This window comes from Mesorhizobium qingshengii (genome assembly GCF_027563465.1).
In the GTDB taxonomy this organism is placed as follows: domain Bacteria; phylum Pseudomonadota; class Alphaproteobacteria; order Rhizobiales; family Rhizobiaceae; genus Mesorhizobium; species Mesorhizobium qingshengii_A.
On record NZ_JAPFQA010000013.1, the window covers coordinates 101413 to 119766 of the forward strand.

Here is an 18354-nt window from a genome sequence, read left to right on the forward strand (position 1 = left end):
TGTCTCCTAGGCTCAGTGATGTCCGCCTTCGAGATAGGCGGCGCGCACTTCCGGATTGGCGAGCAGTTCCTTGCCGGTGCCGCTCATCGTCACGTTGCCGTTGACCATGACATAGGCGCGCGTGGCGAGCTTGAGCGCGCCGAAGGCGTTCTGCTCGACCAGGAACACAGTCAGCCCTTGCGTGCGGTTCAGTTCGCGGATGGCATCGAAGATCTGCTTGACGATCAGTGGCGCCAGACCCAGCGACGGCTCGTCGAGCAGAAGCAGCTTCGGCCGCGCCATCAGCGCGCGTCCGATCGACAGCATCTGCTGCTCGCCACCGGACAGCGTGCCGCCGCGCTGGGCGATGCGCTCCTTGAGCCGCGGAAACAGCGTGAACACCTTCTCGACGTCCTCGTCATAGTGCTTGAGGTTGTCGAGGCTCGCGCCCATCTGCAGGTTTTCCATCACCGTCATGCGCGGGAAGATGCGCCGGCCCTCGGGCGACTGGGCGATGCGCATGCGCGCGATCTCGTGCGTCGGCATCTGGGTTATGTCGGTGCCGGCGAAGGTGATGGTGCCCGCGCGAGCGCGTGGGGCACCAAAAATGGTCATCATCAGTGTCGACTTGCCGGCGCCGTTGGCACCGATCAGCGCGACGATCTCACCCTCGTTGACGGTGACGTCGACGCCGTTCAGCGCCCGTATGTTGCCGTAATAGGTCTGGACGCCCTTGATATCGAGCAGTGTTGCGCCGGCCATTATTTGCGTCCTCCGCGCTTGCCCGCGACAGGCTTGGCCGCGGCCTTTCCGGAAGCCGCGCTGGCGGTCTTTCCAGAAGCTGCACTGGCAGTCTTTCCGGAAGCTGCACTGGCAGTCTTTCCGGAAGCATGGCTGGTCGCCACCTTGCCCGCATCGAGGCGGCGCGAGAATTCCGTGCCCTTGCCCTGGCCGAGAAGCTTGGCCTGCTTGACCCATTCCTCACGCGCAATGCGTCCGTCAAAGGCGAGATAGGCTTCAGCCGCCTCGACATCGGCCTTCTTCCAGGCTCCGATCTGGTCGAAGTGGAAAATGCCGTGTTCGTTGAGCTTCTTCTCGTTGACCGTGCCGATGCCCTTGATACGGGTCAGATTGTCGGCCTTGCCGGCCCGGGGGGCAGCGAGGCGGTTCGAAATGCCTTCGGCCTTCGCCGCGGGAGCCTTGGCGGCCGCTTTCTTCGCCGCCGCCTTTGCCGGCGAAGCGGACTTTGCGGCAGCGGGTCTGCTGGCAACGCTCGCCGCGCGCGCATCGATCTGCGCCGCCTTCGAAGCGCCCTTCGACACCGTGACGCGCTCGCCCTCGCTGTGGCCGATCGTGTCGCTCACCGGTCCGGCGAGATACGAAGACGAGGTGCCGGGGCCATGCGCGGAGTCGGGGCCGGTATCCAGCTGTTCGATGACGTCTTCGTCGCCGACCTCGGTCAGCACCGTCTCGACCTCCTCGTCGTCGACACCGAGATAGGCGGCGATGACGCGCGGGTCGGTGCGCACCGATTGCGGACTGCCGTCGGAGATCTTGCGGCCATATTCGAGCACCACGACATGGTCGGAGATTTGCATGACCACCGACATGTCGTGCTCGATCAGCAAGATCGAGGTGCCGGTATTGTTCTTGATGTCCATCAGCAGTTCGTTGAGTGCTGCCGATTCCTTCGGGTTGAGACCGGCGGCCGGCTCGTCGAGGCAGAGAAGTTCCGGTCCCGTGCACATGGCACGCGCAATCTCCAGGCGCCGCTGCGCGCCATAGGGCAGGTCGCCGGCCGGATCGTCGGCACGATCGACGAGATTGGCCTTCTCCAGCCAATGCCTGGCCAGATCGATCGATTCGGCAGATGCCTTGCGGTAGCTCGGGAAGCCGAACAGGCCGAGCAGCGTATAGCCCGACGCCTTCATCAGCTTGTTGTGCTGGGCGACCAGCAGGTTCTCGAGCAGCGTCATGCCCGAGAACAGGCGGATATTCTGGAAGGTGCGCGCCACCTTGGCGCGCGCCGGAATCTCATGGTTCGGCAAACGCTCGAGCATGAAGCTCGAACCATCGGCCCGGTTGAGCGTGATCATGCCTTCCGACGGCTTGTAGAAGCCGGTGATGCAGTTGAACACCGTGGTCTTGCCGGCGCCGTTCGGTCCGATCAAGGCGGTGATCTCGCCGCGCCGGGCCTGGAAGGACAGGTCGCCGATCGCGACCAGGCCGCCGAACTTCATCGACAGATGCTCGACCTGCAGGATGGCTTCGTTCATGCCCGGGTTGGCCTTCTGAATCGGGTTCGTATCCATCAGCCGTGTCCCTCCTTGGTGAAGGAGCCCGAGACGGCCCTTCGCTCCTTGAGGAAGGCTGTCGGCTCGCGGCTGCCGACGAAGCCACGCGGCTTCCACAGCATGACCACGACCATGGCTATGCCGAACAACAGCATGCGATAAAGCTCCGGGGTGAAATCAGGGCCGAATATCGCCTTGAGGAAGTCCAGCTCGCGCAGGATTTCGGTGCCGCCGATCATCACCAGCGCCGCAACCGCGATGCCGCCCAGCGAGCCCATGCCGCCCAGCACGACGATGGCAAGGATGATCGCCGATTCCAGGAAGACGAAGGATTCCGGGCTGACGAAACCTTGCCGTGCGGCAAAGAACGAACCGGCAAAGCCGCCGAACATGGCGCCGGTGGCAAAGGCGGTGAGCTTGGTGGTGGTGGTGTTGATGCCGAGCGAGCGGCAGGCGATCTCGTCCTCGCGCAGGGCCTCCCAGGCCCGCCCGACCGGCAGGCGGCGAAGCCTGATGGTGACGAACGCGGTGAGGAAGCAGAGCCCCAGGATCAGGTAATAGAGGAAGATCTTGTAGTAGGCGCCCGACTGGGCGATGCCGAGCACCTTGGCGATGTAGTTCGGGTCCGAGACATTGAACGACATCAGGCCGAAGAAGGTGACCTTGGGGATGCCGGAAATACCGGCCGAGCCGTTGGTCACTTCGCGCCAGTTGATCAGCACCAGGCGTATGATCTCGCCGAAGGCCAGCGTGACGATCGCCAGATAGTCGCCGCGCAGGCGCAGCACCGGAAAGCCGAGCATCACGCCCCAGAACGCGGCCATCAGGCCGGCTGCCGGCAGCAGGATCCAGAACGACAGTCCGAAATGCGTGCCCAGCAGCGCATAGGCGTAGGCGCCGACCGCGTAGAACGCGACGTAGCCGAGGTCAAGCAGGCCGGCGAGGCCGATGACGATGTTCAGGCCCCAGGCCAGCATCACATAGATCAGGATCTGGATGCCGAAATTGTCGACCCATTTCAACGAGCCTTGAAAGCCGACAAGCAGAACGATCACGATCGGATACACCAAAAGCACGGCGACGCCGATCTTGTTGAAGTTCCGGCGCAGGAAGCCGGGCGCCGTCACGGCGGCGGCGGGAGCCTGAGCCTTTTCCGCCTTCGCCCTCTCCATCGCCGGCTGCGCGAAGCCGACATAGAGGAAGCGGCCGACGGCGGTGAGGACAACCACCGCGGCAAGCAGGCCCCAGCGCTGCACCAGGATCAGCTCGTTCGAAATGTTCTGATCGGTCTTCAGGCCGATGAACAGCACGAACAGGCCAAGCGAAATGGCGCCGGCATAGAACGCCTCGCGAAGAGCGCGTTGAATGGGCGTGGCGACGACGTCGCGCTCCGGAGTAACGGTAACCGCCATGATCTAGACCTTTTCGACTTCTGGCCGGCCCAGAATGCCGGAAGGCAGGAAGATCAGCACGATCGCCAGGATGGAGAAGGCGGCGACGTCCTTGTAGTCGATCGAGAAATAGGCCGACCACATGCTCTCGATGAAGCCGATCAGGAGTCCGCCGAGCACGGCGCCCGGCAGCGAACCGATGCCGCCGAGAACGGCCGCGGTGAACGCTTTGACACCCGGCGTGAAGCCGTCGGAAAACACCACCACGCCGTAGTACATCAGGAACAGCGTACCGGCGACGGCGGCAAGTGCTGCGCCCATGATGAAGGTGATCGAGATGGTGCGGTCGACGTCGATGCCGAGCAGCGCCGCCATCTTGCGGTCCTGCTCGCAAGCGCGCTGCGCCCGGCCGAGCGCGGTCTTGTTGACCAGGTACCAGAAGACCGCCAGCAGGATCGCGGTCACCACGACGATGATGATCTGCTTCAGCGACACGCTGACGCCAGCGATGTCGTAGACCTTGGACACCATCGGCGGGACCGGCTTGTTGCGCGGGCCCTGCGTCACCTGGACGAAGTTGGACAGCGCGATCGACATGCCGATGGCGGTGATCAGCGGCGCCAGCCGGAACGACCCGCGCAGCGGCCGGTAGGCCACCTTCTCGATCGTCCAGTTGTAGAGGCTGGTGAGCAGCATCGCGACGACCATCATGATCAGCAGCGCGATGACGATCGGCACCGAATAGAACAACGCGCCGAGGATGAGGAAAACGATGAGGGCGGTGAAGGCGCCGACCATGAAGATATCGCCATGGGCGAAATTGATCATGCCGATGATGCCGTAGACCATCGTGTAGCCGATTGCGATCAGCCCATAGATCGATCCCAGCGTCAGCCCATTGATAAGCTGCTGGACAAAGTACTGCATGTGTACGTGGCTCCCCTGGAATGTCGCCCATGCAGACGCATTCCTTTTCGTATTTCCCCTAGTCGTAAAGTTTCGAGCCCGGATTGCAACGTGATTTTTCAACCGTCATGCGCGTTTTGGCGGCACGCCATCCGATTGCCCTTTTTTCCCGTCCGGTCCCTGGACTATCGCGGACCCTAGCATTGGCATAACGCAATGTCTTTGACGATTCGACCGCATCATGCGCCCCGTTTCGAAGAAATCGCCGTCAAAAGTAGGTGATGAGAAGAATCGTTGCGTTCCTGACACGATCCGTTTTTTCGCGGCATCGCTTTCCGCAGGGTCAGGATTCCCTTTACTTGACCACAAAACCATGCGCGAACGGATCGCGGTCGTCGATGAAGATGGTGTTCAATCCTGTCATCCGCGCCCAGCCGCCGATCGAGGGAATGATGACTCCTCCGGCTCAGTAGGCAGACCCGCCATTCTCGCTCAGGACATGCCGCTCGGTGCCATCAAGGGGAGGGTTGAATACGCTGACTAGGATCATATCGCCGGCAGCGTCGGCACGCAGATAGTGATCGTCATGTTCATTGAGCACATAGATCGTGCCCGGTTCGATACGATGCACTTCACCGGACATGTCTTCGACTTCACCAGAGCCGGCGACGCAGTAGCAGGCCTCCAAATGCCGCCGATAGTGGAGACGTGATTCGCTGCCTGCCCGCACGACGGTATGACAGACAGTGAACCCCATGCCGTCCTTTTGTGTCAGCAGGCGATGGCTGGTGCCATTGCCCCAATCAACGAAGAAGTCGGATTTTTCTACATCAACCAATTGTCTTGTAAACATGATCTCTCCCAGTGCGCCAAGGACCTGGAGTGCTGAACGCCTCCAGGATCGGGCTGCAGGAGTGCCGCAACGTATGCAGGCTTTCAAATGATTGCTTCTCATCTGATATGTTAGTAAATTTTACACATGGAATATGTCCCGCTCAACGCCGTCCGTGCTTTCGAGGCCGCTGCGCGCCATTTGAGTTTCTCCGCTGCCGGCGAGGAACTTCATGTCACGCACCCGGCCATCAGCCACCAGATAAGGCGGCTGGAGGAATGGCTGGGCGTGTCCCTCTTCCACCGGGATGCGCGCAAGGTACGACTGACGGATGCCGGGATGATCCTTCAGGCATCGGCGAGCGGGGCACTTGCCGAACTCGGCGCCACGTGCCGGCGCATTCGGCGCAATGCAGCTGTGGCGACCGTGTCCGTGGGGTGCATACCTTCCATTGCCAGCCGCTGGCTCGTGCCCCGCATGCCGGACTTCAGCGCCAGCCATCCCGATATCGGCATGCGGGTCGCTTACGCCCGGGCAGAGGAGAGGCTCGGCGATGGTGAGAGCGATGTGCTGATCACGCTTGGAGCCGATCCGACGCCCGGCGTTACCAGTCTCAAGCTCTTTTCGCGCCTGAACCGGCCGGTGTGCAGCCCCCAGTACTTCGCCGGCAACGACTATCTGCGAACACCTGCCGGGATCGCTGGCGCCGACCTGCTGCATGACGAGAACCGCGAAGGCTGGCGGGAGTGGTTCTCCGAGGCCGGATTACCCAATTTCGATGTAGGCAACGGACCCGTCTTCGCCGACTTCAACATTCTTGCAACGGCGGTCATCGCCGGTCACGGTGTGGCGCTTTGTCCAGTCGACGTTTTTCGTGACGAGTTGAAGCGCGGCGACCTGATCGTCTTGTCGCAGGTCGCAACCAACCGCGACAAGGGCTACTTCCTGACGATGTCGGTGGATGCCTCGCCCGCCGCGCTTACCTTCGCCGACTGGTTCCGCCAGGCGGTCTCGGTCGATGCCGGGACAGACGATCAGCAGGTCTGAACGTGCGGTATCACTTGACCACAAAACCATGCGCGAACGGATCGCGGTCGTCGATGAAGATGGTGTTCAATCCTGTCATCCGCGCCCAGCCGCCGATCGAGGGAATGATGGCCGGTTTGCCGGCGACGGTGACGTCTTTTTCGACCTTGCCCTTGAACAGCGAACCGATGATCGATTCATGGACGAAGCTGTCGCCCGCCTTGAGTTTGCCCTTGGCACGAAGCTGCGCCATGCGCGCCGAGGTGCCGGTGCCGCAAGGCGAGCGGTCGATCGCCTTGTCGCCGTAGAAGACGGCATTGCGCGCGTCGGCTCCCTCCACCGTGGGCTTCCCGGTCCACAGCATGTGCGACAGCCGGTTGATATCGGGGTTTTCCGGATGCACGAAGGAGTACTTTTCGTTGAGCCGTTGCCTCACCACCGGGCTCCAGGCGATGAAGTCGCCCGCCGAATAGTCAGCCATGTCGCGGTAGTTCTTCTGCGGCTCGACAATGGCGTAGAAATTGCCGCCATAGGCGACATCGACGGTGATCTCACCGAGCTGCGGGCATTCGACCGTCAGCCCTTCGGCGTAGAGGAAGGAGGGCACGTTGGTGATGCGCACCTCCTCGACATAGTCGCCGACCTGCTTGTATTCGGCGATCACCAGACCGGCCGGCGTGTCGAGCCTGAGCACGCCCGGCGTCTTCGGCTTGATCAGTCCGTGCTCGATCGCCATCGTCACCGTGCCGATGGTGCCGTGGCCGCACATCGGCAGGCAGCCCGAGGTTTCGATGAACAGGATGGCGATGTCGCAATCCTCACGCGTCGGCGGATAGAGGATCGAGCCGGACATCACGTCATGGCCGCGCGGCTCGAACATCAGCCCGGTGCGGATCCAGTCATATTCGGCGAGGAAGTGCGCCCGCCGCTCCATCATCGTCGACCCCTGCAGCAGCGGGCCGCCGCCGGCGACCAGCCGCACCGGATTGCCGCAGGTGTGGCCGTCTATGCAGAAGAAGGATTTCTTGGCCATGACGCTCCTCGAAAAATCAAAACCGTTGTGGACTGAAGGGGGCCAGGTCGATCGGCGGAGTCTGCCCCAGGACGAGGTCGCGGATCAACCGCCCGGTGGCCGCCGCCTGGGTCAGGCCGAGATGGCCATGGCCGAAGGCATAGACCACCGACTGGACTCCAGGCGCACGACCTATGACGGGCACCGAATCCGGCAGGGAGGGACGGAACCCCATCCATTCGCGTCCGCCGGCCGGATCCAGCCCCGGCAGGAACTTCTGCGCCTTTTGCAGCAGCGCCTTCGAGCGGGCGTAGTTGGGCGGCCGCTCGATGCCGCCCAGTTCGACGGCGCCGCCGACACGCAGGCCTGTTTCAAGCGGTGTGATGACGAAGCCATGTCCTGAGAAGATCAGCTGCCGCTTCACGTCGAAGGCACCCTTCGGCAGCGTCGTGTTGTAGCCGCGTTCGGTTTCGAGCGGAATGCGATCACCGAGCTGCCTCGCCAGCAGATGCGACCATGCGCCGGCGGCGACGACGAGGTGCCTGGCTTGCCGGATCGTACCATCCGCCAGCGTCAGCGCAGCGCCATCCTGGTTCGCCGTGACGCGGTCGATGCGGGCCATTTCAAAGCGGGCGCCCTTGGCCTGTGCATAGGCCCACACCGCCTTGCCGAGCAGTTTCGGATCGGCGACCGTCTTCCATCCCGGCACGAACGTGCCCTTGACGAAGCGCGGCGAAAGCCCCGGCTGCCAGGTCGCAAGGTCGTCGCCCTCGACATGGCGAAAGCCAATGCCGAAACGCGCGCGCGCCGCCCAGCCCGGCAGCGAGGCGCGGAACTCGGCTTGGCTTTCGTAGAGTTCGAGCGAGCCGTCCTCGCGCAGCATCGATCGCGTGCCGGAGCGATCGAGCAGGTCCATCCATTCCGCCTCGGCGAGCTTCATCATGCCCGCCTGGGCAGCGAGGCCCGCCTCGTATTTTGCCGGTGCACCGGCGCGCCAGAAGCGGATCAGCCAGGGCAGAAGCCTGGGCAGATAGGCCGGCGGGATGCTGAGTGGTCCTAGCGGATCGGCCAGCCATTTCGGCAGTTGCCGGACCATGCCCTTGTGCGCCAGCGGCAGCACGTCGGAGAAGGCAAAGGCAGCGGCGTTGCCGGAGCTCGTCTCCTCGCAGATGCCCGTCCGATCGAAGATGGTGACCTTGCGCCCCGCCTCGGTGAGGAAGGCGGCGGCGCAGATGCCGATGATGCCGCCACCGATGATGGCGACGTCGATCTGGGTGCCGCTTTCGCCGCTCACGTGCGGCCACCCATCTTGTGGTGAGGGAGCATATGAATGAACCCTATGCGAACGCCAGGACTACAACCTCAGAACTTCGGCAGCGTCGGCCGAACCGCCAGCGCGTCCTTGATGATCTTTTCGACTGTCTTGCGGCGCGAGCCCGACAGCGGCTGGCGCGGCATGCGCACGCGATCGTTGGTTTGAATGGCGAACACTTCGGCAAGCTTGATGTTCTGCACCAGATAGGTCGAGACGTCGAGATCGAGCAGCGGCCGGAACCAGCGGTAGATGGCGAGCGCCTCCTCTCGGCGGCCCTGCTTCATCAGCTGGTAGATGGCAACGGTCTCGCGCGGGAAGGCGGTGACCAGCCCGGCCACCCAGCCGATGGCGCCGACCGACAAAGCCTCGAAGGCGAGATTGTCGACGCCGGTGAACAGATCATAGCGGCTGCCGAGGCGATTGATGATCTCGGTCGAGCGCCTGATATCGTCGGAGGATTCCTTGATGGCGACGAAGCGCTTGTCCGATGCCAGCTCCTCCATCTGATCGACGGTGACGTCGACGCGGTAGGCGAGCCGGTTGGAATAGATCATGACAGGCAGGTCGCCGGCCTCGGCGACGGCGCGCAGCGCCGCGACCGTCTCTTCCGCATTGGTGTGGTAGATCGGGCTCGGCACCACCATCAGGCCATTGGCGCCCTCTTTGGCGGCGCGCCGGGCGATGCTGGCGGCCTCACGCGTGCCGGCCTCGTTGACCGTCAGCAGCACCGGCTTCTTGCCGGCGACCTTCTGTGCTGTCTTCAGAACCTCGATCTTCTCGTCATGGGAAAGCATCGGCCCTTCGCCGAGCGATCCGCAGACGATGATGCCGTCACAGCCGGCCTCCATCTGCAGGCCGAAGCAGCGCTCCATCTCGGCATGGTCGAGGCGGTCGTCCGCGGTGAATTTGGTCGTAACGGCGGGAAAAACTCCGGTCCACATGGTCATTGCTCCATCTGATATATCAGCCATATATCTGTTAAGAAACCGTCTGTCAATGCGGATTCTCCTGTGATATATCTAAAATATATCAAGAGGGCGCGTTTGATATCCATGGAAGCAAGCATCGCATCCGAGCCGGCGGCGGCCAAAGCCTACCGTGTGCTGGAGCACATGATCGTCACGCTGGAGCTGGCGCCGGCAAGCTTTGTCACCGAGGGCACCCTGATCGAGAGGCTGGCGCTTGGCCGCACGCCCGTGCGCGAGGCGATCCAGCGGCTGGCTTGGGAAGGGCTGCTTGACGTGCGGCCGCGCGCCGGCATCGCGATAGCGCCGCTCCATCCCGGCGACTGGCTGCGCGTGCTCGATGCGCGCCGCGGCGTCGAGGTGGTCCTGGCCCGTTCGGCAGCCCGCTTCGTCACCCGCGAAGCCGCCGACCTGTTTCATGAAGCCGCCCTTGCCATGCAGAAGGCGGTGATCTCGGGCAACGTCCTTGCCTTCATCCAGGCCGACAAGGCACTCGACGAGGCGCTGGCGCTGGCTGCCGACAACCCGTTCGCCGCCCGGTTGGCGGCACCATTGCAAACCCATAGCCGCCGCTTCTGGTTTCGCTACAAGGCCGACACTGGCCTTGCCGAATCCGCCGAACACCATGTCGCGTTGATCCGCTCGATCCTCGACGGCGACGAGGAGGCAGCCGCCAAGGACGCCAAGCGCCTGATGGCGCTGCTGCGCGGCCATGCCGAGGTGGCTGCAACGCGCTGATCGGGCGGTTCAGATCCCTTGCGTCGTTGCGGTGTCGGTGTTTTCCCATCCGTCACCGGTCGCGAAGACGCAGCTCCGGCCCCGCACATCGGTTACCAGCATGGACCATGTCCCACTGGCCGAAGCATAAATCTCGACAATGGCAGTTGGCCCGACCACACCGTAGCCGATCTGCTTTTGTTGAAAGGCCTGCGCCAGTCCCGCGACAAGATCACTGTGGCCGCCGCAGACGAATTGCGCCTGTGCTGATAGCGTCGACAGAGCCAGTGCAGCGCCGATCGCGGCTATCCTGATCCATCGAAACGAAAACTTGCGTGCCATCTGGCACCTCCTTCGCCTTCACGGTCCGGCAAGGGAGGCACATGGGCCGCCTCAATATGCCGGAGCGTTCCAGGCCGGGTTCGACGTCTTCATCACGTCACTCCTTCTGGTTTCCGGTCTGTCGTCAGGGAATTTCCATCGCATTCCCTGGATTCGATATGGTGAGGTCCCGATTCGAAAACAAGCACCATTTCGGCCCTTGCGGCGTGCTGCGAGGCGACGATCCGGGTCAGGTTTCTGCAGGTTCGCGAAGTGCCGCCCATTTCAGCAGGGCGTCGAGGGCCGGGCATAGCGCCTGCCCCCAGTCGGTCAGGCAGTATTCGACCTTCGGCGGCACCTGATGATGCACGATGCGGCGCACGATGCCGTCGCCCTCCATCTGTCTCAGCTGCTGGATCAGCATCTTTTGCGAGATCGCCGGGATCGCCCGTTCGAGATCGGAGAAGCGCAGCACCTTGCCACCGAACAGGTGAAACAGGATCACCAGCTTCCAGCGGCCCTCAAGGATGCGCAGCACGTTCTCCACACCGCTCGCCGCGGACAACGGCGTCAGTGCCTCAACCTTACCTTCTGGTAAGTACCTTACTTTTTCGTCGGTTCTTGTCATTTCTTCAGCATAACGCATTTTAGCAACCGGACAAGCGCCGTGGACTTCAAGTCGGCGGCAGAAACCGGAGACGAAACCATGACCGCAAACCTTCCGCAGCCGCTGACCGACTATTTCGCCGCCAAGAACAGGCATGACGTCGACGCCATGCTCGCCCCCTTCTCGTTGGACGCGACGGTCCGGGACGAAGGCGAAACCCATCGGGGCTCGATCGCCATCCGCGACTGGATGGAAGCAACGACAAACAAATACCGGGTGACGGTCGAGGTCGCCGACGCGACCGTCAATGGCGACGCATGGCGGATCGCCGGCATCGTCTCGGGCAATTTCCCCGGCAGTCCGGCGACGCTCCACTACAACTTCACGCTGGCCGACGACAGGATCACGCGGCTGGAGATCGGCGCATGACCATCCCCTGGAAATTCACGCTCGACCATCAGGAATTTGCCGGCAAGCGCGTTCTGGTCACCGGCGGCACCAAGGGTGCCGGCGAAGCCATCGTTCGTCGGCTTTCTGCGGCGGGTGCGACGGTGGTCACCACCGCTCGCTCCGCGACCGAAGCATCATCGCCGACGCTGTTCGTGCAGGCCGATCTGAGCACCTTGGCGGGCACCGAGACCGTGGCCGCGGGTGTCATGGAGCAGCTTGGCGGCATCGACATCATCGTGCACAGCGTCGGCGGTTCGAAGAGCCCCGGTGGCGGATTTGCCGGACTGACCGATCAGCTCTGGCAGGACGAACTCAGCCTCAACCTGCTCGCCGCGGTGCGGCTCGACCGCATGCTTGTGCCGCTTATGGTCGAGCAGGGCTCAGGCGCGATCGTCCACATATCGTCGATCCAGCGCCGCCTGCCGCTGCATGAATCCACCATCGCCTACGCGGCGGCGAAGGCAGCCCTTTCAACCTACAGCAAGGCGCTCTCCAAGGAACTCGGCCCGATAGGCATCCGGGTCAACACCGTGGCACCGGGCTGGATCCACACCACCGCATCGGAGGCGATGGTGAAGCGGCTGGCCGCCCATTCCGGTTCGGACGAGGAAACCGCCCGCCAGGGCATCATGGATGCGCTGGGCGGCATCCCGATCGGCCGGCCGGCATGGCCGCAGGAGGTCGCCGAACTGGTGGCATTCCTTGTCTCGGACCGAGCCTCGGCGATCCACGGCGCCGAATACGTCATCGACGGCGGCACCATCCCGACCGTGTAGTGTCATGCAAATGGAAAGGGGCGCGACAAAGTCGCGCCCCCAACTCGTGAAAGCAGATGTCAGACCTCAGTTCATCGTCGGGATGACGAACTCCGCGCCGTCCTTGATGCCGGACGGCCAGCGCGAGGTCACCGTCTTGGTCTTGGTGTAGAAGCGGAACGCATCCGGGCCGTGCTGGTTGAGGTCGCCGAAGGACGATGCCTTCCAGCCGCCGAAAGTGTAGTAGGCGATCGGCACCGGGATCGGCACGTTGACGCCGACCATGCCGACCTGGACCCGCGAGGCGAAGTCGCGCGCGGCATCACCGTCGCGGGTGAAGATGGCGACGCCATTGCCCATCTCGTGGTCGTTGGCGAGCTTGATCGCGCTCTCATAGGTCGGCGCTCGCACCACCGAGAGCACCGGCCCAAAGATCTCTTCCTTGTAGATGCGCATGTCGGCGGTGACGTTGTCGAACAGGCAGCCGCCCATGTAGTAGCCGTCCTCGTAGCCCTGCATGGAGAAGCCGCGGCCGTCGACGACCAGCTTGGCGCCTTCCTTGACGCCGGTGTCGACATAGCCCTTGACCCGTTCAAGCGCCTGCGCCGTCACCAGCGGGCCGAAATCGGCGGACGAATCCGTCGACGGGCCGACCTTCAGGCTCTCGACGCGCGGGATCAGCTTTTCCATCAGCCGGTTGGCGGTGTCGTTGCCGACCGGGACGGCCACCGAGATCGCCATGCAGCGCTCGCCGGCCGAGCCGTAGCCGGCGCCGATCAGCGCGTCGACGGTCTGGTCCATGTCGGCGTCGGGCATGATGATCATGTGGTTCTTGGCGCCGCCGAAGCACTGCACGCGCTTGCCGGCGGCGGTGCCGCGCGAATAGATGTAATGAGCGATCGGCGTCGAGCCGACGAAGCCGATGGCCTTGATGTCGGGATCGTCGAGGATCGCGTCGACGACGTCCTTGTCGCCGTTGACGACGTTGAGGATGCCCGCCGGCAGGCCGGCCTCGAGGAACAGTTCGGCGATGCGCATCGGCACGCCCGGATCACGCTCCGACGGCTTCAGGATGAAGGCATTGCCGCAGGCGATGGCCGGCGCGATCTTCCACAGCGGGATCATCGCCGGGAAGTTGAACGGCGTGATGCCGGCGACGACGCCGAGCGGCTGGCGCATCGAATAGACGTCGATGCCGGGGCCGGCGCCGTCGGTGAATTCACCCTTCATCATATGCGGGGCGCCGATGCAGACCTCGACCACTTCGAGGCCGCGCTGGATATCACCCTTGGCGTCGGCGATGGTCTTGCCGTGCTCGCGGGCCAGGATATCGGCCAGTTCGTCATAGTCGCGGGCGACGAGTTCGAGGAACTTCATCAGCACGCGCACGCGGCGCTGCGGGTTGGTTGCCGCCCATTTGGGCTGTGCCGCCTTGGCGTTCTCGACCGCCGCGCGCAGTTCGGCTTGCGAAGCCAGCGCCACCGTGCCCCGCACCGAGCCGTCCATTGGCTGCATGACATCCTGCTTGCGGCCGCTGGTGCCGGCGACATGCTTGCCGCCGATGAAATGACCGTATTCGATCATGATTTCTCTCCCTTGTTTGTGATGGTGCATTGTCCGCCTTTGCGGGGTCGATGGCAACGCGAGCCAGAACGCAACCGTTGTGCGGAAAATAGATAGCAGTTGACGAAGGAGCATCAATTCTCGCAAATGATGGAATGCAATAGCTGCAGAATGGATTGAGAGATTGAGTTCCTTCACGCCCCCGGGACCTTCCCCATGAACTGGGATGACGTCCGCATTTTCCTGGCGGTGGCGCGCGCCGGCCAGATCCTTGGCGCTGCCAGGCGGCTGGAACTCAACCATGCCACCGTCTCGCGCCGCATCGCCGCGCTTGAGGATGCGTTGAGGACCAAGCTGTTTCGCCGGCTGACCACCGGCAGCGAACTGACGCCCGCCGGCGAGCGCTTCCTCGACATTGCCGAGCGCATGGAGGGCGACATGATCGCCGCACGCTCGACCGTCGCGGGCGAAGGCGACGATGTCTCCGGCACGGTGCGCATCGGTGCCCCGGACGGTTTTGGCGTCGCCTTCCTGGCCAAGCGCCTTGGCGCGCTGACCGCGCTGCACCGCGAACTGACGATCCAGCTCGTGCCGGTGCCGCGCTCCTTCTCCCTGTCGCGCCGGGAGGCCGACATCGCCATCACGGTCGAGCGGCCGACGGAGGGCCGGCTGGTGGCGGGAAAACTGGTCGATTACTCGCTCGGGCTGTTTGCCTCGCGCGCCTATGCGCAAGCGCACGGCCTGCCCAACACAGCCGCCGAGCTTGGCCAGCACACCCTCATCGGCTATGTGCCGGACCTCATCGTCAGCCCCTCGCTCGACTACGCGGCCGAATTCAGCCCCGACTGGCGCACCAGCTTCGCCATTTCCTCGGCGCTCGGCCAGGCCGAAGCAGTGCGCTCAGGCGCCGGCATCGGCATCCTGCACACCTTCGTCGCCCGCTCGATGCCCGAACTGGTGCCCGTTGATGTCGTGGCGCCGATCCGCCGCGCCTACTGGCTGGTCTATCACGAATCGGTCAGGCCGTTGCGCCGCGTCCAGATCGTCGCCAGCTTCATCACCAAGGCGGTGGAGCGAGAGCGGGGCCTGTTCACCTGATTTCGCAACACAGGCAAACGCAATGCGCCGTTCAAGGCGAGTCGAGAGCGAACGAATTCACCACACGCTCAGCCTTGTCCGCCATCGGCCCACATCTGCTCCACCTGCTCGGCGCTCTCGCCCATTACCGTGCAGTTGACACAGCCATAGCGCGCTCCCCGCACCGAAAACGCAAACCTGGAATGGCCGTGCAGGCGGATATCCTTGTCGATAACCGTAAAGTTCAGATCGGCAAGGCGCACAGGGTAGCCGTCCGGGAACCTTGCAAGCCTGTCATTGCTGAAATCGGCTGTGCTGTATGATCCACCTATCATCCACTTCCAGGTTTCAATCGACCAATCCTCGATGAACTTGCGCGGATCGGACGGCGAACCCGGTGCGAATGGGTTGTAAAGCGCGCCGAGCCGTGCCCGGCGCCTTTTGCTTGCCACAAAACCCACCAGTGTGGCATCAGGCGTGCGGCACCAACCACGGGTCGGGTCGCCAGGTGGGGAAATCCAGAAAGCTGGCGCGGGAAAAATGCGAGCCGTTCTTGCCATCCTGCCACTGGTTTTCGTCTCGGCCTGCGCCAATCCGTGGACGAAGGTGCCGGAGGCCGAACTGCCCAAGCCGATCCGTACCGCGATGGCCCGGCCCTCGCCTCTCGTCTTCGGCAACTATTGCGGCCCCGGTACCCGCACCGGCGATCTGTCGGCCCGGCCGGTCGACCGCCTTGATGCGGCTTGCCGGATCCATGACGCCTGCTACATCGCCCGCCACAACCATTGCGACTGCGATGGTACCCTTGTCGCCTCGGCGAAAGCGATCCGCGACGACAGGACGGCGCCGCGCAAAATGCGCGGCAAGGCGGAACTCCTCATCGCCACCTTTGCCATTCCCGTCTGCAAGGTCTTTCCGCAGGGCTTCATGCCGCCGCGCGACCCGGCGCAATTGAACGCCCTGAAGGCCGGAGCGACTGGGTGAACGGCCAAGCATCCATCGCCCTCGCCCTGTTTGGCCTGGCGCTCACGGCGCTTGCCGGCTGCACCAGCGCTGGCCGCGATGCCTGCGACGTCCTGCAAGGCCAAGAAGCCTGTGCGCGTCCTTCGCTGTCGGCTGGCACATCCGGACCGCGGGTCGCCGCCGCGCAATTCTTCGGCGACGCCGGCGCCAGCGATTACGAGAAGCGGTTCCTGGCGCTGCTCGCCCACAACAAGGTCGGTGCCATGGATCGCGCCAATGGCACCGGTCCTTTCGGTCACGATTACCATGACGTCCGCAACGGCGACTTCCAGGCGACCTACCGGACGCTGCGGCAACTGGCCGGGCCGGTTGCCGAAACGCATCTGCCACCGGCCGGCAGTGACAGCGGCGAGGGCCATTTCGACGGACGCTGGCGGGTGTCGCGGCAGACCCTCTACATCGATGCGGCGGCGCGGCCTTCGGCGCCCAAGGTTTTCGACTTTTCCGGCCTGCAGGCCCGTAGCGTCGAGATCGTGCTGCGCCAGGCTGGCACGCAACCGGCCGTCATCGAGGGCACATGCGACGGCGCGCTGGCGATCCGCGACGGCGGCAACTCACGCACCATCGCCATGGGCTTGGCATTCCGCTTTCGCCTGTCCGGCGAGGACGACACGGTCAGCCTGTTCCCGAGCGATGCCCTGAACCGCTGCAACCTCCGCGTCCGCTCGAATCTGGCCCCAACCGGCGCTCCGCTCACCATCCTGCGCGAAGAGGTCGCCGACCCGCCGCTCGCCGCCTTCGACAGTCGCTACCAACGCTGCCCGACGCCCGACGCCGCTGGTCTCGACCCCCTTGGCCGGGCCTTCTATGCCAGCCGTTGGCTGTCGCAGACCTGCGCCTTGCCGATCGGCAAGCCGCGCCTGCTGCGGAAGTCGCGTGACGGCTTCAATGCCAAGGTCGAGGCCCTGATGGGCGCGCCGCTGTCCGACAGCGCCATCGACAGGGGCGATCCGGACCTGCCTCTCGACTTCTCGAAAGCACCAAGGCTCAAGCTGATCTATCTGTCGTCGCTGGAGTTCAAGGCGGACTTTTCCGGCCGCATCATGGAACGGCTGATCCGCCACCATGCCGCCCTCGGCACCAAGGTGCGCATCATGGTCACCGACGTGCTGGAGCGCGACAAGGACGATGCCCTGCTGCACCGGCTGGCGGCCGAATTCCCCAATGTCGAGTTGCAGGAATATCGCTGGCGGGCCGATCAGGGCGCGCCGATCGACGAGCAGCTTTCACAACTGCACAAGACCCATCACGTCAAGATGCTGGCCACGCTGGCGCAGGATCCCGCGCGCTCGCGCGTCATTATCGGCGGCCGCAACATCCATGACGGCTTCCTGTTCCACCGGCCGATCGATCTGTCGCCCTATCCGGACCTGCAGCAATACGGCAAGACGGATGGGTTTTCGCTGAACTACTATTCGAACTGGAGCGACTTCGACATCGAGTTCGCCGACCCAGCCACGGTCGAGACGCTCTCAGCGCATCTGTCGACATTGTGGTTGCGCGACGCCGACACCAACATCGCGCGCCCCTTCTCCATTCCGGTCCGTTCCGATGGCCGCCGCCCGTCGGGCACGGCGCGGCACTTCATTTCCGTGCCCTACGAGGACGGCCACGCGCTGGAGGATTACTTCGTCGAACTGGTCGACGCCGCCCAGCGCCACATCCAGATCGTCAATCCCTACCTCAACCTGACGCCGAAGCTTGGCCTCGCCTTCGACCGGGCACTGGCCCGTGGCGTCAGGATCGACATTGTCGGCCGCATCGATCTCAAGGGCGATATCGGCGGCAAATTCCTCACCGCGCTCAACAAGCTGTTCGTCGAGGAATACGGCGACCGCATCAACATCCGCGAGTTCAAGGCGCCCGATGTCGTGCTGCATTCCAAGATCATGATGATCGACGAACGGCTGGTCGCCATCTCGTCGGTCAATCTCAACAACCGGAGCTTCTTCCACGACTCGGAGAACGGCATGATGGTCCTGGACCCGGCCTTCTACGCCAGGATGAAGCCGATCTATGACGACTATGTCGCCCACTCGAACCCGGTCGCGACCAAGGTGACGATACCGTGGCCCTATCGCCTGCTGTTCGACCAAGACTGGGTCAAGCAGGCGTTCTGAT

Annotated in this window: 19 protein-coding genes and 1 pseudogene; 7 read left to right on the forward strand and 13 right to left on the reverse strand. The window is 63.7% G+C overall.

The window, feature by feature from the left end; translation table 11 throughout:
• Positions 1-12: 12 nt before the first annotated feature.
• The 6 genes and pseudogenes from OOJ09_RS24020 to OOJ09_RS24045 form a co-directional block, all read right to left on the reverse strand.
• Positions 13-741 carry an ABC transporter ATP-binding protein gene (locus OOJ09_RS24020; protein ID WP_269907580.1) on the reverse strand — a complete coding sequence of 243 codons (729 nt, stop codon included), beginning with the start codon at positions 739-741 and terminating at the stop codon, positions 13-15.
• On the reverse strand, positions 741-2291 hold the full coding sequence (locus tag OOJ09_RS24025; RefSeq protein ID WP_269907581.1) for an ATP-binding cassette domain-containing protein: 1551 nt from the start codon (positions 2289-2291) through the stop codon (positions 741-743). Before OOJ09_RS24025 ends, OOJ09_RS24020 begins: the two co-directional genes overlap by 1 nt.
• Positions 2291-3685: a high-affinity branched-chain amino acid ABC transporter permease LivM gene (gene livM, locus OOJ09_RS24030; RefSeq protein WP_269907582.1), complete on the reverse strand. Its 1395-nt coding sequence runs from the start codon at positions 3683-3685 to the stop codon at positions 2291-2293. Before livM ends, OOJ09_RS24025 begins: the two co-directional genes overlap by 1 nt.
• Positions 3686-3688: 3 nt before the next feature.
• A complete protein-coding gene (locus OOJ09_RS24035) occupies positions 3689-4591 on the reverse strand; it encodes a branched-chain amino acid ABC transporter permease (RefSeq protein ID WP_269907583.1) in 903 nt (300 codons plus the stop codon).
• 334 nt (positions 4592-4925) lie between these two features.
• Positions 4926-5024 (reverse strand): annotated as a pseudogene (locus OOJ09_RS24040) (proline racemase family protein); the annotation flags it as partial.
• Positions 5025-5036: 12 nt separating this feature from the next.
• Positions 5037-5423 carry an ectoine synthase gene (locus OOJ09_RS24045; protein ID WP_256754396.1) on the reverse strand — a complete coding sequence of 129 codons (387 nt, stop codon included), beginning with the start codon at positions 5421-5423 and terminating at the stop codon, positions 5037-5039.
• A gap of 126 nt (positions 5424-5549) precedes the next feature.
• On the opposite strand from OOJ09_RS24045, the gene OOJ09_RS24050 reads away from it, so the two are divergent.
• The gene (locus tag OOJ09_RS24050; RefSeq protein ID WP_269907584.1) at positions 5550-6449 is read left to right on the forward strand and encodes a LysR substrate-binding domain-containing protein; all 900 of its coding nucleotides are present in this window, start codon (positions 5550-5552) and stop codon (positions 6447-6449) included.
• Between the two features lie 10 nt (positions 6450-6459).
• Here the strand turns inward: OOJ09_RS24050 and OOJ09_RS24055 are convergent, their stop codons facing one another.
• From OOJ09_RS24055 to OOJ09_RS24065, 3 genes are all read right to left on the reverse strand, one after another.
• Positions 6460-7461, reverse strand: coding sequence for a 4-hydroxyproline epimerase (locus OOJ09_RS24055; RefSeq protein WP_269907585.1), 1002 nt, complete (start codon positions 7459-7461; stop codon positions 6460-6462).
• Between the two features lie 16 nt (positions 7462-7477).
• Entirely contained in the window at positions 7478-8734 is a 1257-nt protein-coding gene (locus OOJ09_RS24060) for an NAD(P)/FAD-dependent oxidoreductase (RefSeq protein WP_269907586.1), read from the reverse strand.
• A 68-nt stretch (positions 8735-8802) separates the two neighbouring features.
• On the reverse strand, positions 8803-9696 hold the full coding sequence (locus tag OOJ09_RS24065; protein ID WP_269907587.1) for a dihydrodipicolinate synthase family protein: 894 nt from the start codon (positions 9694-9696) through the stop codon (positions 8803-8805).
• A 111-nt stretch (positions 9697-9807) separates the two neighbouring features.
• Here OOJ09_RS24065 and OOJ09_RS24070 point away from each other — a divergent pair, with 111 nt between their 5' ends.
• A complete protein-coding gene (locus tag OOJ09_RS24070) occupies positions 9808-10458 on the forward strand; it encodes a GntR family transcriptional regulator (RefSeq protein ID WP_167365090.1) in 651 nt (216 codons plus the stop codon).
• Positions 10459-10467: 9 nt separating this feature from the next.
• On the opposite strand, the gene OOJ09_RS24075 is transcribed toward OOJ09_RS24070, so the two are convergent.
• Positions 10468-10779 carry a hypothetical protein gene (locus tag OOJ09_RS24075; RefSeq protein ID WP_269907588.1) on the reverse strand — a complete coding sequence of 104 codons (312 nt, stop codon included), beginning with the start codon at positions 10777-10779 and terminating at the stop codon, positions 10468-10470.
• Between the two features lie 229 nt (positions 10780-11008).
• Positions 11009-11386, reverse strand: coding sequence for a winged helix-turn-helix transcriptional regulator (locus tag OOJ09_RS24080; RefSeq protein ID WP_269907618.1), 378 nt, complete (start codon positions 11384-11386; stop codon positions 11009-11011).
• Between the two features lie 78 nt (positions 11387-11464).
• On the opposite strand from OOJ09_RS24080, the gene OOJ09_RS24085 reads away from it, so the two are divergent.
• Together OOJ09_RS24085 and OOJ09_RS24090 are read left to right on the forward strand one after the other, a co-directional pair.
• Entirely contained in the window at positions 11465-11794 is a 330-nt protein-coding gene (locus tag OOJ09_RS24085; RefSeq protein ID WP_269907589.1) for a nuclear transport factor 2 family protein, read from the forward strand.
• Complete coding sequence (locus OOJ09_RS24090; RefSeq protein WP_269907590.1) at positions 11791-12591, forward strand: SDR family oxidoreductase; 801 nt, start codon at positions 11791-11793, stop codon at positions 12589-12591. The genes OOJ09_RS24085 and OOJ09_RS24090 overlap by 4 nt, the downstream gene beginning before the upstream one ends.
• A 66-nt stretch (positions 12592-12657) precedes the next feature.
• Here the strand turns inward: OOJ09_RS24090 and OOJ09_RS24095 are convergent, their stop codons facing one another.
• Positions 12658-14154, reverse strand: a complete 1497-nt coding sequence (locus tag OOJ09_RS24095) for a CoA-acylating methylmalonate-semialdehyde dehydrogenase (RefSeq protein ID WP_091578868.1) — start codon at positions 14152-14154, stop codon at positions 12658-12660.
• A gap of 195 nt (positions 14155-14349) precedes the next feature.
• Between OOJ09_RS24095 and OOJ09_RS24100 the strand changes: the two genes are divergently transcribed.
• On the forward strand, positions 14350-15231 hold the full coding sequence (locus OOJ09_RS24100; protein ID WP_269907591.1) for a LysR family transcriptional regulator: 882 nt from the start codon (positions 14350-14352) through the stop codon (positions 15229-15231).
• A gap of 68 nt (positions 15232-15299) precedes the next feature.
• Here OOJ09_RS24100 and OOJ09_RS24105 read toward each other — a convergent pair whose 3' ends face one another.
• Positions 15300-15671: a hypothetical protein gene (locus OOJ09_RS24105; protein WP_269907592.1), complete on the reverse strand. Its 372-nt coding sequence runs from the start codon at positions 15669-15671 to the stop codon at positions 15300-15302.
• A gap of 79 nt (positions 15672-15750) precedes the next feature.
• Here OOJ09_RS24105 and OOJ09_RS24110 point away from each other — a divergent pair, with 79 nt between their 5' ends.
• Positions 15751-16194, forward strand: a complete 444-nt coding sequence (locus OOJ09_RS24110) for a hypothetical protein (protein ID WP_269907593.1) — start codon at positions 15751-15753, stop codon at positions 16192-16194.
• Positions 16191-18353, forward strand: coding sequence for a phospholipase D-like domain-containing protein (locus OOJ09_RS24115; protein WP_269907594.1), 2163 nt, complete (start codon positions 16191-16193; stop codon positions 18351-18353). The genes OOJ09_RS24110 and OOJ09_RS24115 overlap by 4 nt, the downstream gene beginning before the upstream one ends.
• Position 18354: the final 1 nt, after the last annotated feature.

What these genes read in the sequence shown, in the direction of transcription:
- OOJ09_RS24055 (WP_269907585.1), bottom strand. Translation starts at nt 7,461, where the DNA reads ATGGCCAAGAAATCCTTCTTCTGCATAGACGGCCACACCTGCGGCAAT.
- OOJ09_RS24035 (WP_269907583.1), bottom strand. Translation starts at nt 4,591, where the DNA reads ATGCAGTACTTTGTCCAGCAGCTTATCAATGGGCTGACGCTGGGATCG.
- OOJ09_RS24110 (WP_269907593.1), top strand. Translation starts at nt 15,751, where the DNA reads ATGCGAGCCGTTCTTGCCATCCTGCCACTGGTTTTCGTCTCGGCCTGC.
- OOJ09_RS24020 (WP_269907580.1), bottom strand. Translation starts at nt 741, where the DNA reads ATGGCCGGCGCAACACTGCTCGATATCAAGGGCGTCCAGACCTATTAC.
- OOJ09_RS24045 (WP_256754396.1), bottom strand. Translation starts at nt 5,423, where the DNA reads ATGTTTACAAGACAATTGGTTGATGTAGAAAAATCCGACTTCTTCGTT.
- OOJ09_RS24050 (WP_269907584.1), top strand. Translation starts at nt 5,550, where the DNA reads ATGGAATATGTCCCGCTCAACGCCGTCCGTGCTTTCGAGGCCGCTGCG.
- OOJ09_RS24025 (WP_269907581.1), bottom strand. Translation starts at nt 2,291, where the DNA reads ATGGATACGAACCCGATTCAGAAGGCCAACCCGGGCATGAACGAAGCC.
- OOJ09_RS24080 (WP_269907618.1), bottom strand. Translation starts at nt 11,386, where the DNA reads ATGACAAGAACCGACGAAAAAGTAAGGTACTTACCAGAAGGTAAGGTT.
- OOJ09_RS24090 (WP_269907590.1), top strand. Translation starts at nt 11,791, where the DNA reads ATGACCATCCCCTGGAAATTCACGCTCGACCATCAGGAATTTGCCGGC.
- OOJ09_RS24100 (WP_269907591.1), top strand. Translation starts at nt 14,350, where the DNA reads ATGAACTGGGATGACGTCCGCATTTTCCTGGCGGTGGCGCGCGCCGGC.
- OOJ09_RS24070 (WP_167365090.1), top strand. Translation starts at nt 9,808, where the DNA reads ATGGAAGCAAGCATCGCATCCGAGCCGGCGGCGGCCAAAGCCTACCGT.
- OOJ09_RS24075 (WP_269907588.1), bottom strand. Translation starts at nt 10,779, where the DNA reads ATGGCACGCAAGTTTTCGTTTCGATGGATCAGGATAGCCGCGATCGGC.
- OOJ09_RS24095 (WP_091578868.1), bottom strand. Translation starts at nt 14,154, where the DNA reads ATGATCGAATACGGTCATTTCATCGGCGGCAAGCATGTCGCCGGCACC.
- livM (WP_269907582.1), bottom strand. Translation starts at nt 3,685, where the DNA reads ATGGCGGTTACCGTTACTCCGGAGCGCGACGTCGTCGCCACGCCCATT.
- OOJ09_RS24085 (WP_269907589.1), top strand. Translation starts at nt 11,465, where the DNA reads ATGACCGCAAACCTTCCGCAGCCGCTGACCGACTATTTCGCCGCCAAG.
- OOJ09_RS24065 (WP_269907587.1), bottom strand. Translation starts at nt 9,696, where the DNA reads ATGTGGACCGGAGTTTTTCCCGCCGTTACGACCAAATTCACCGCGGAC.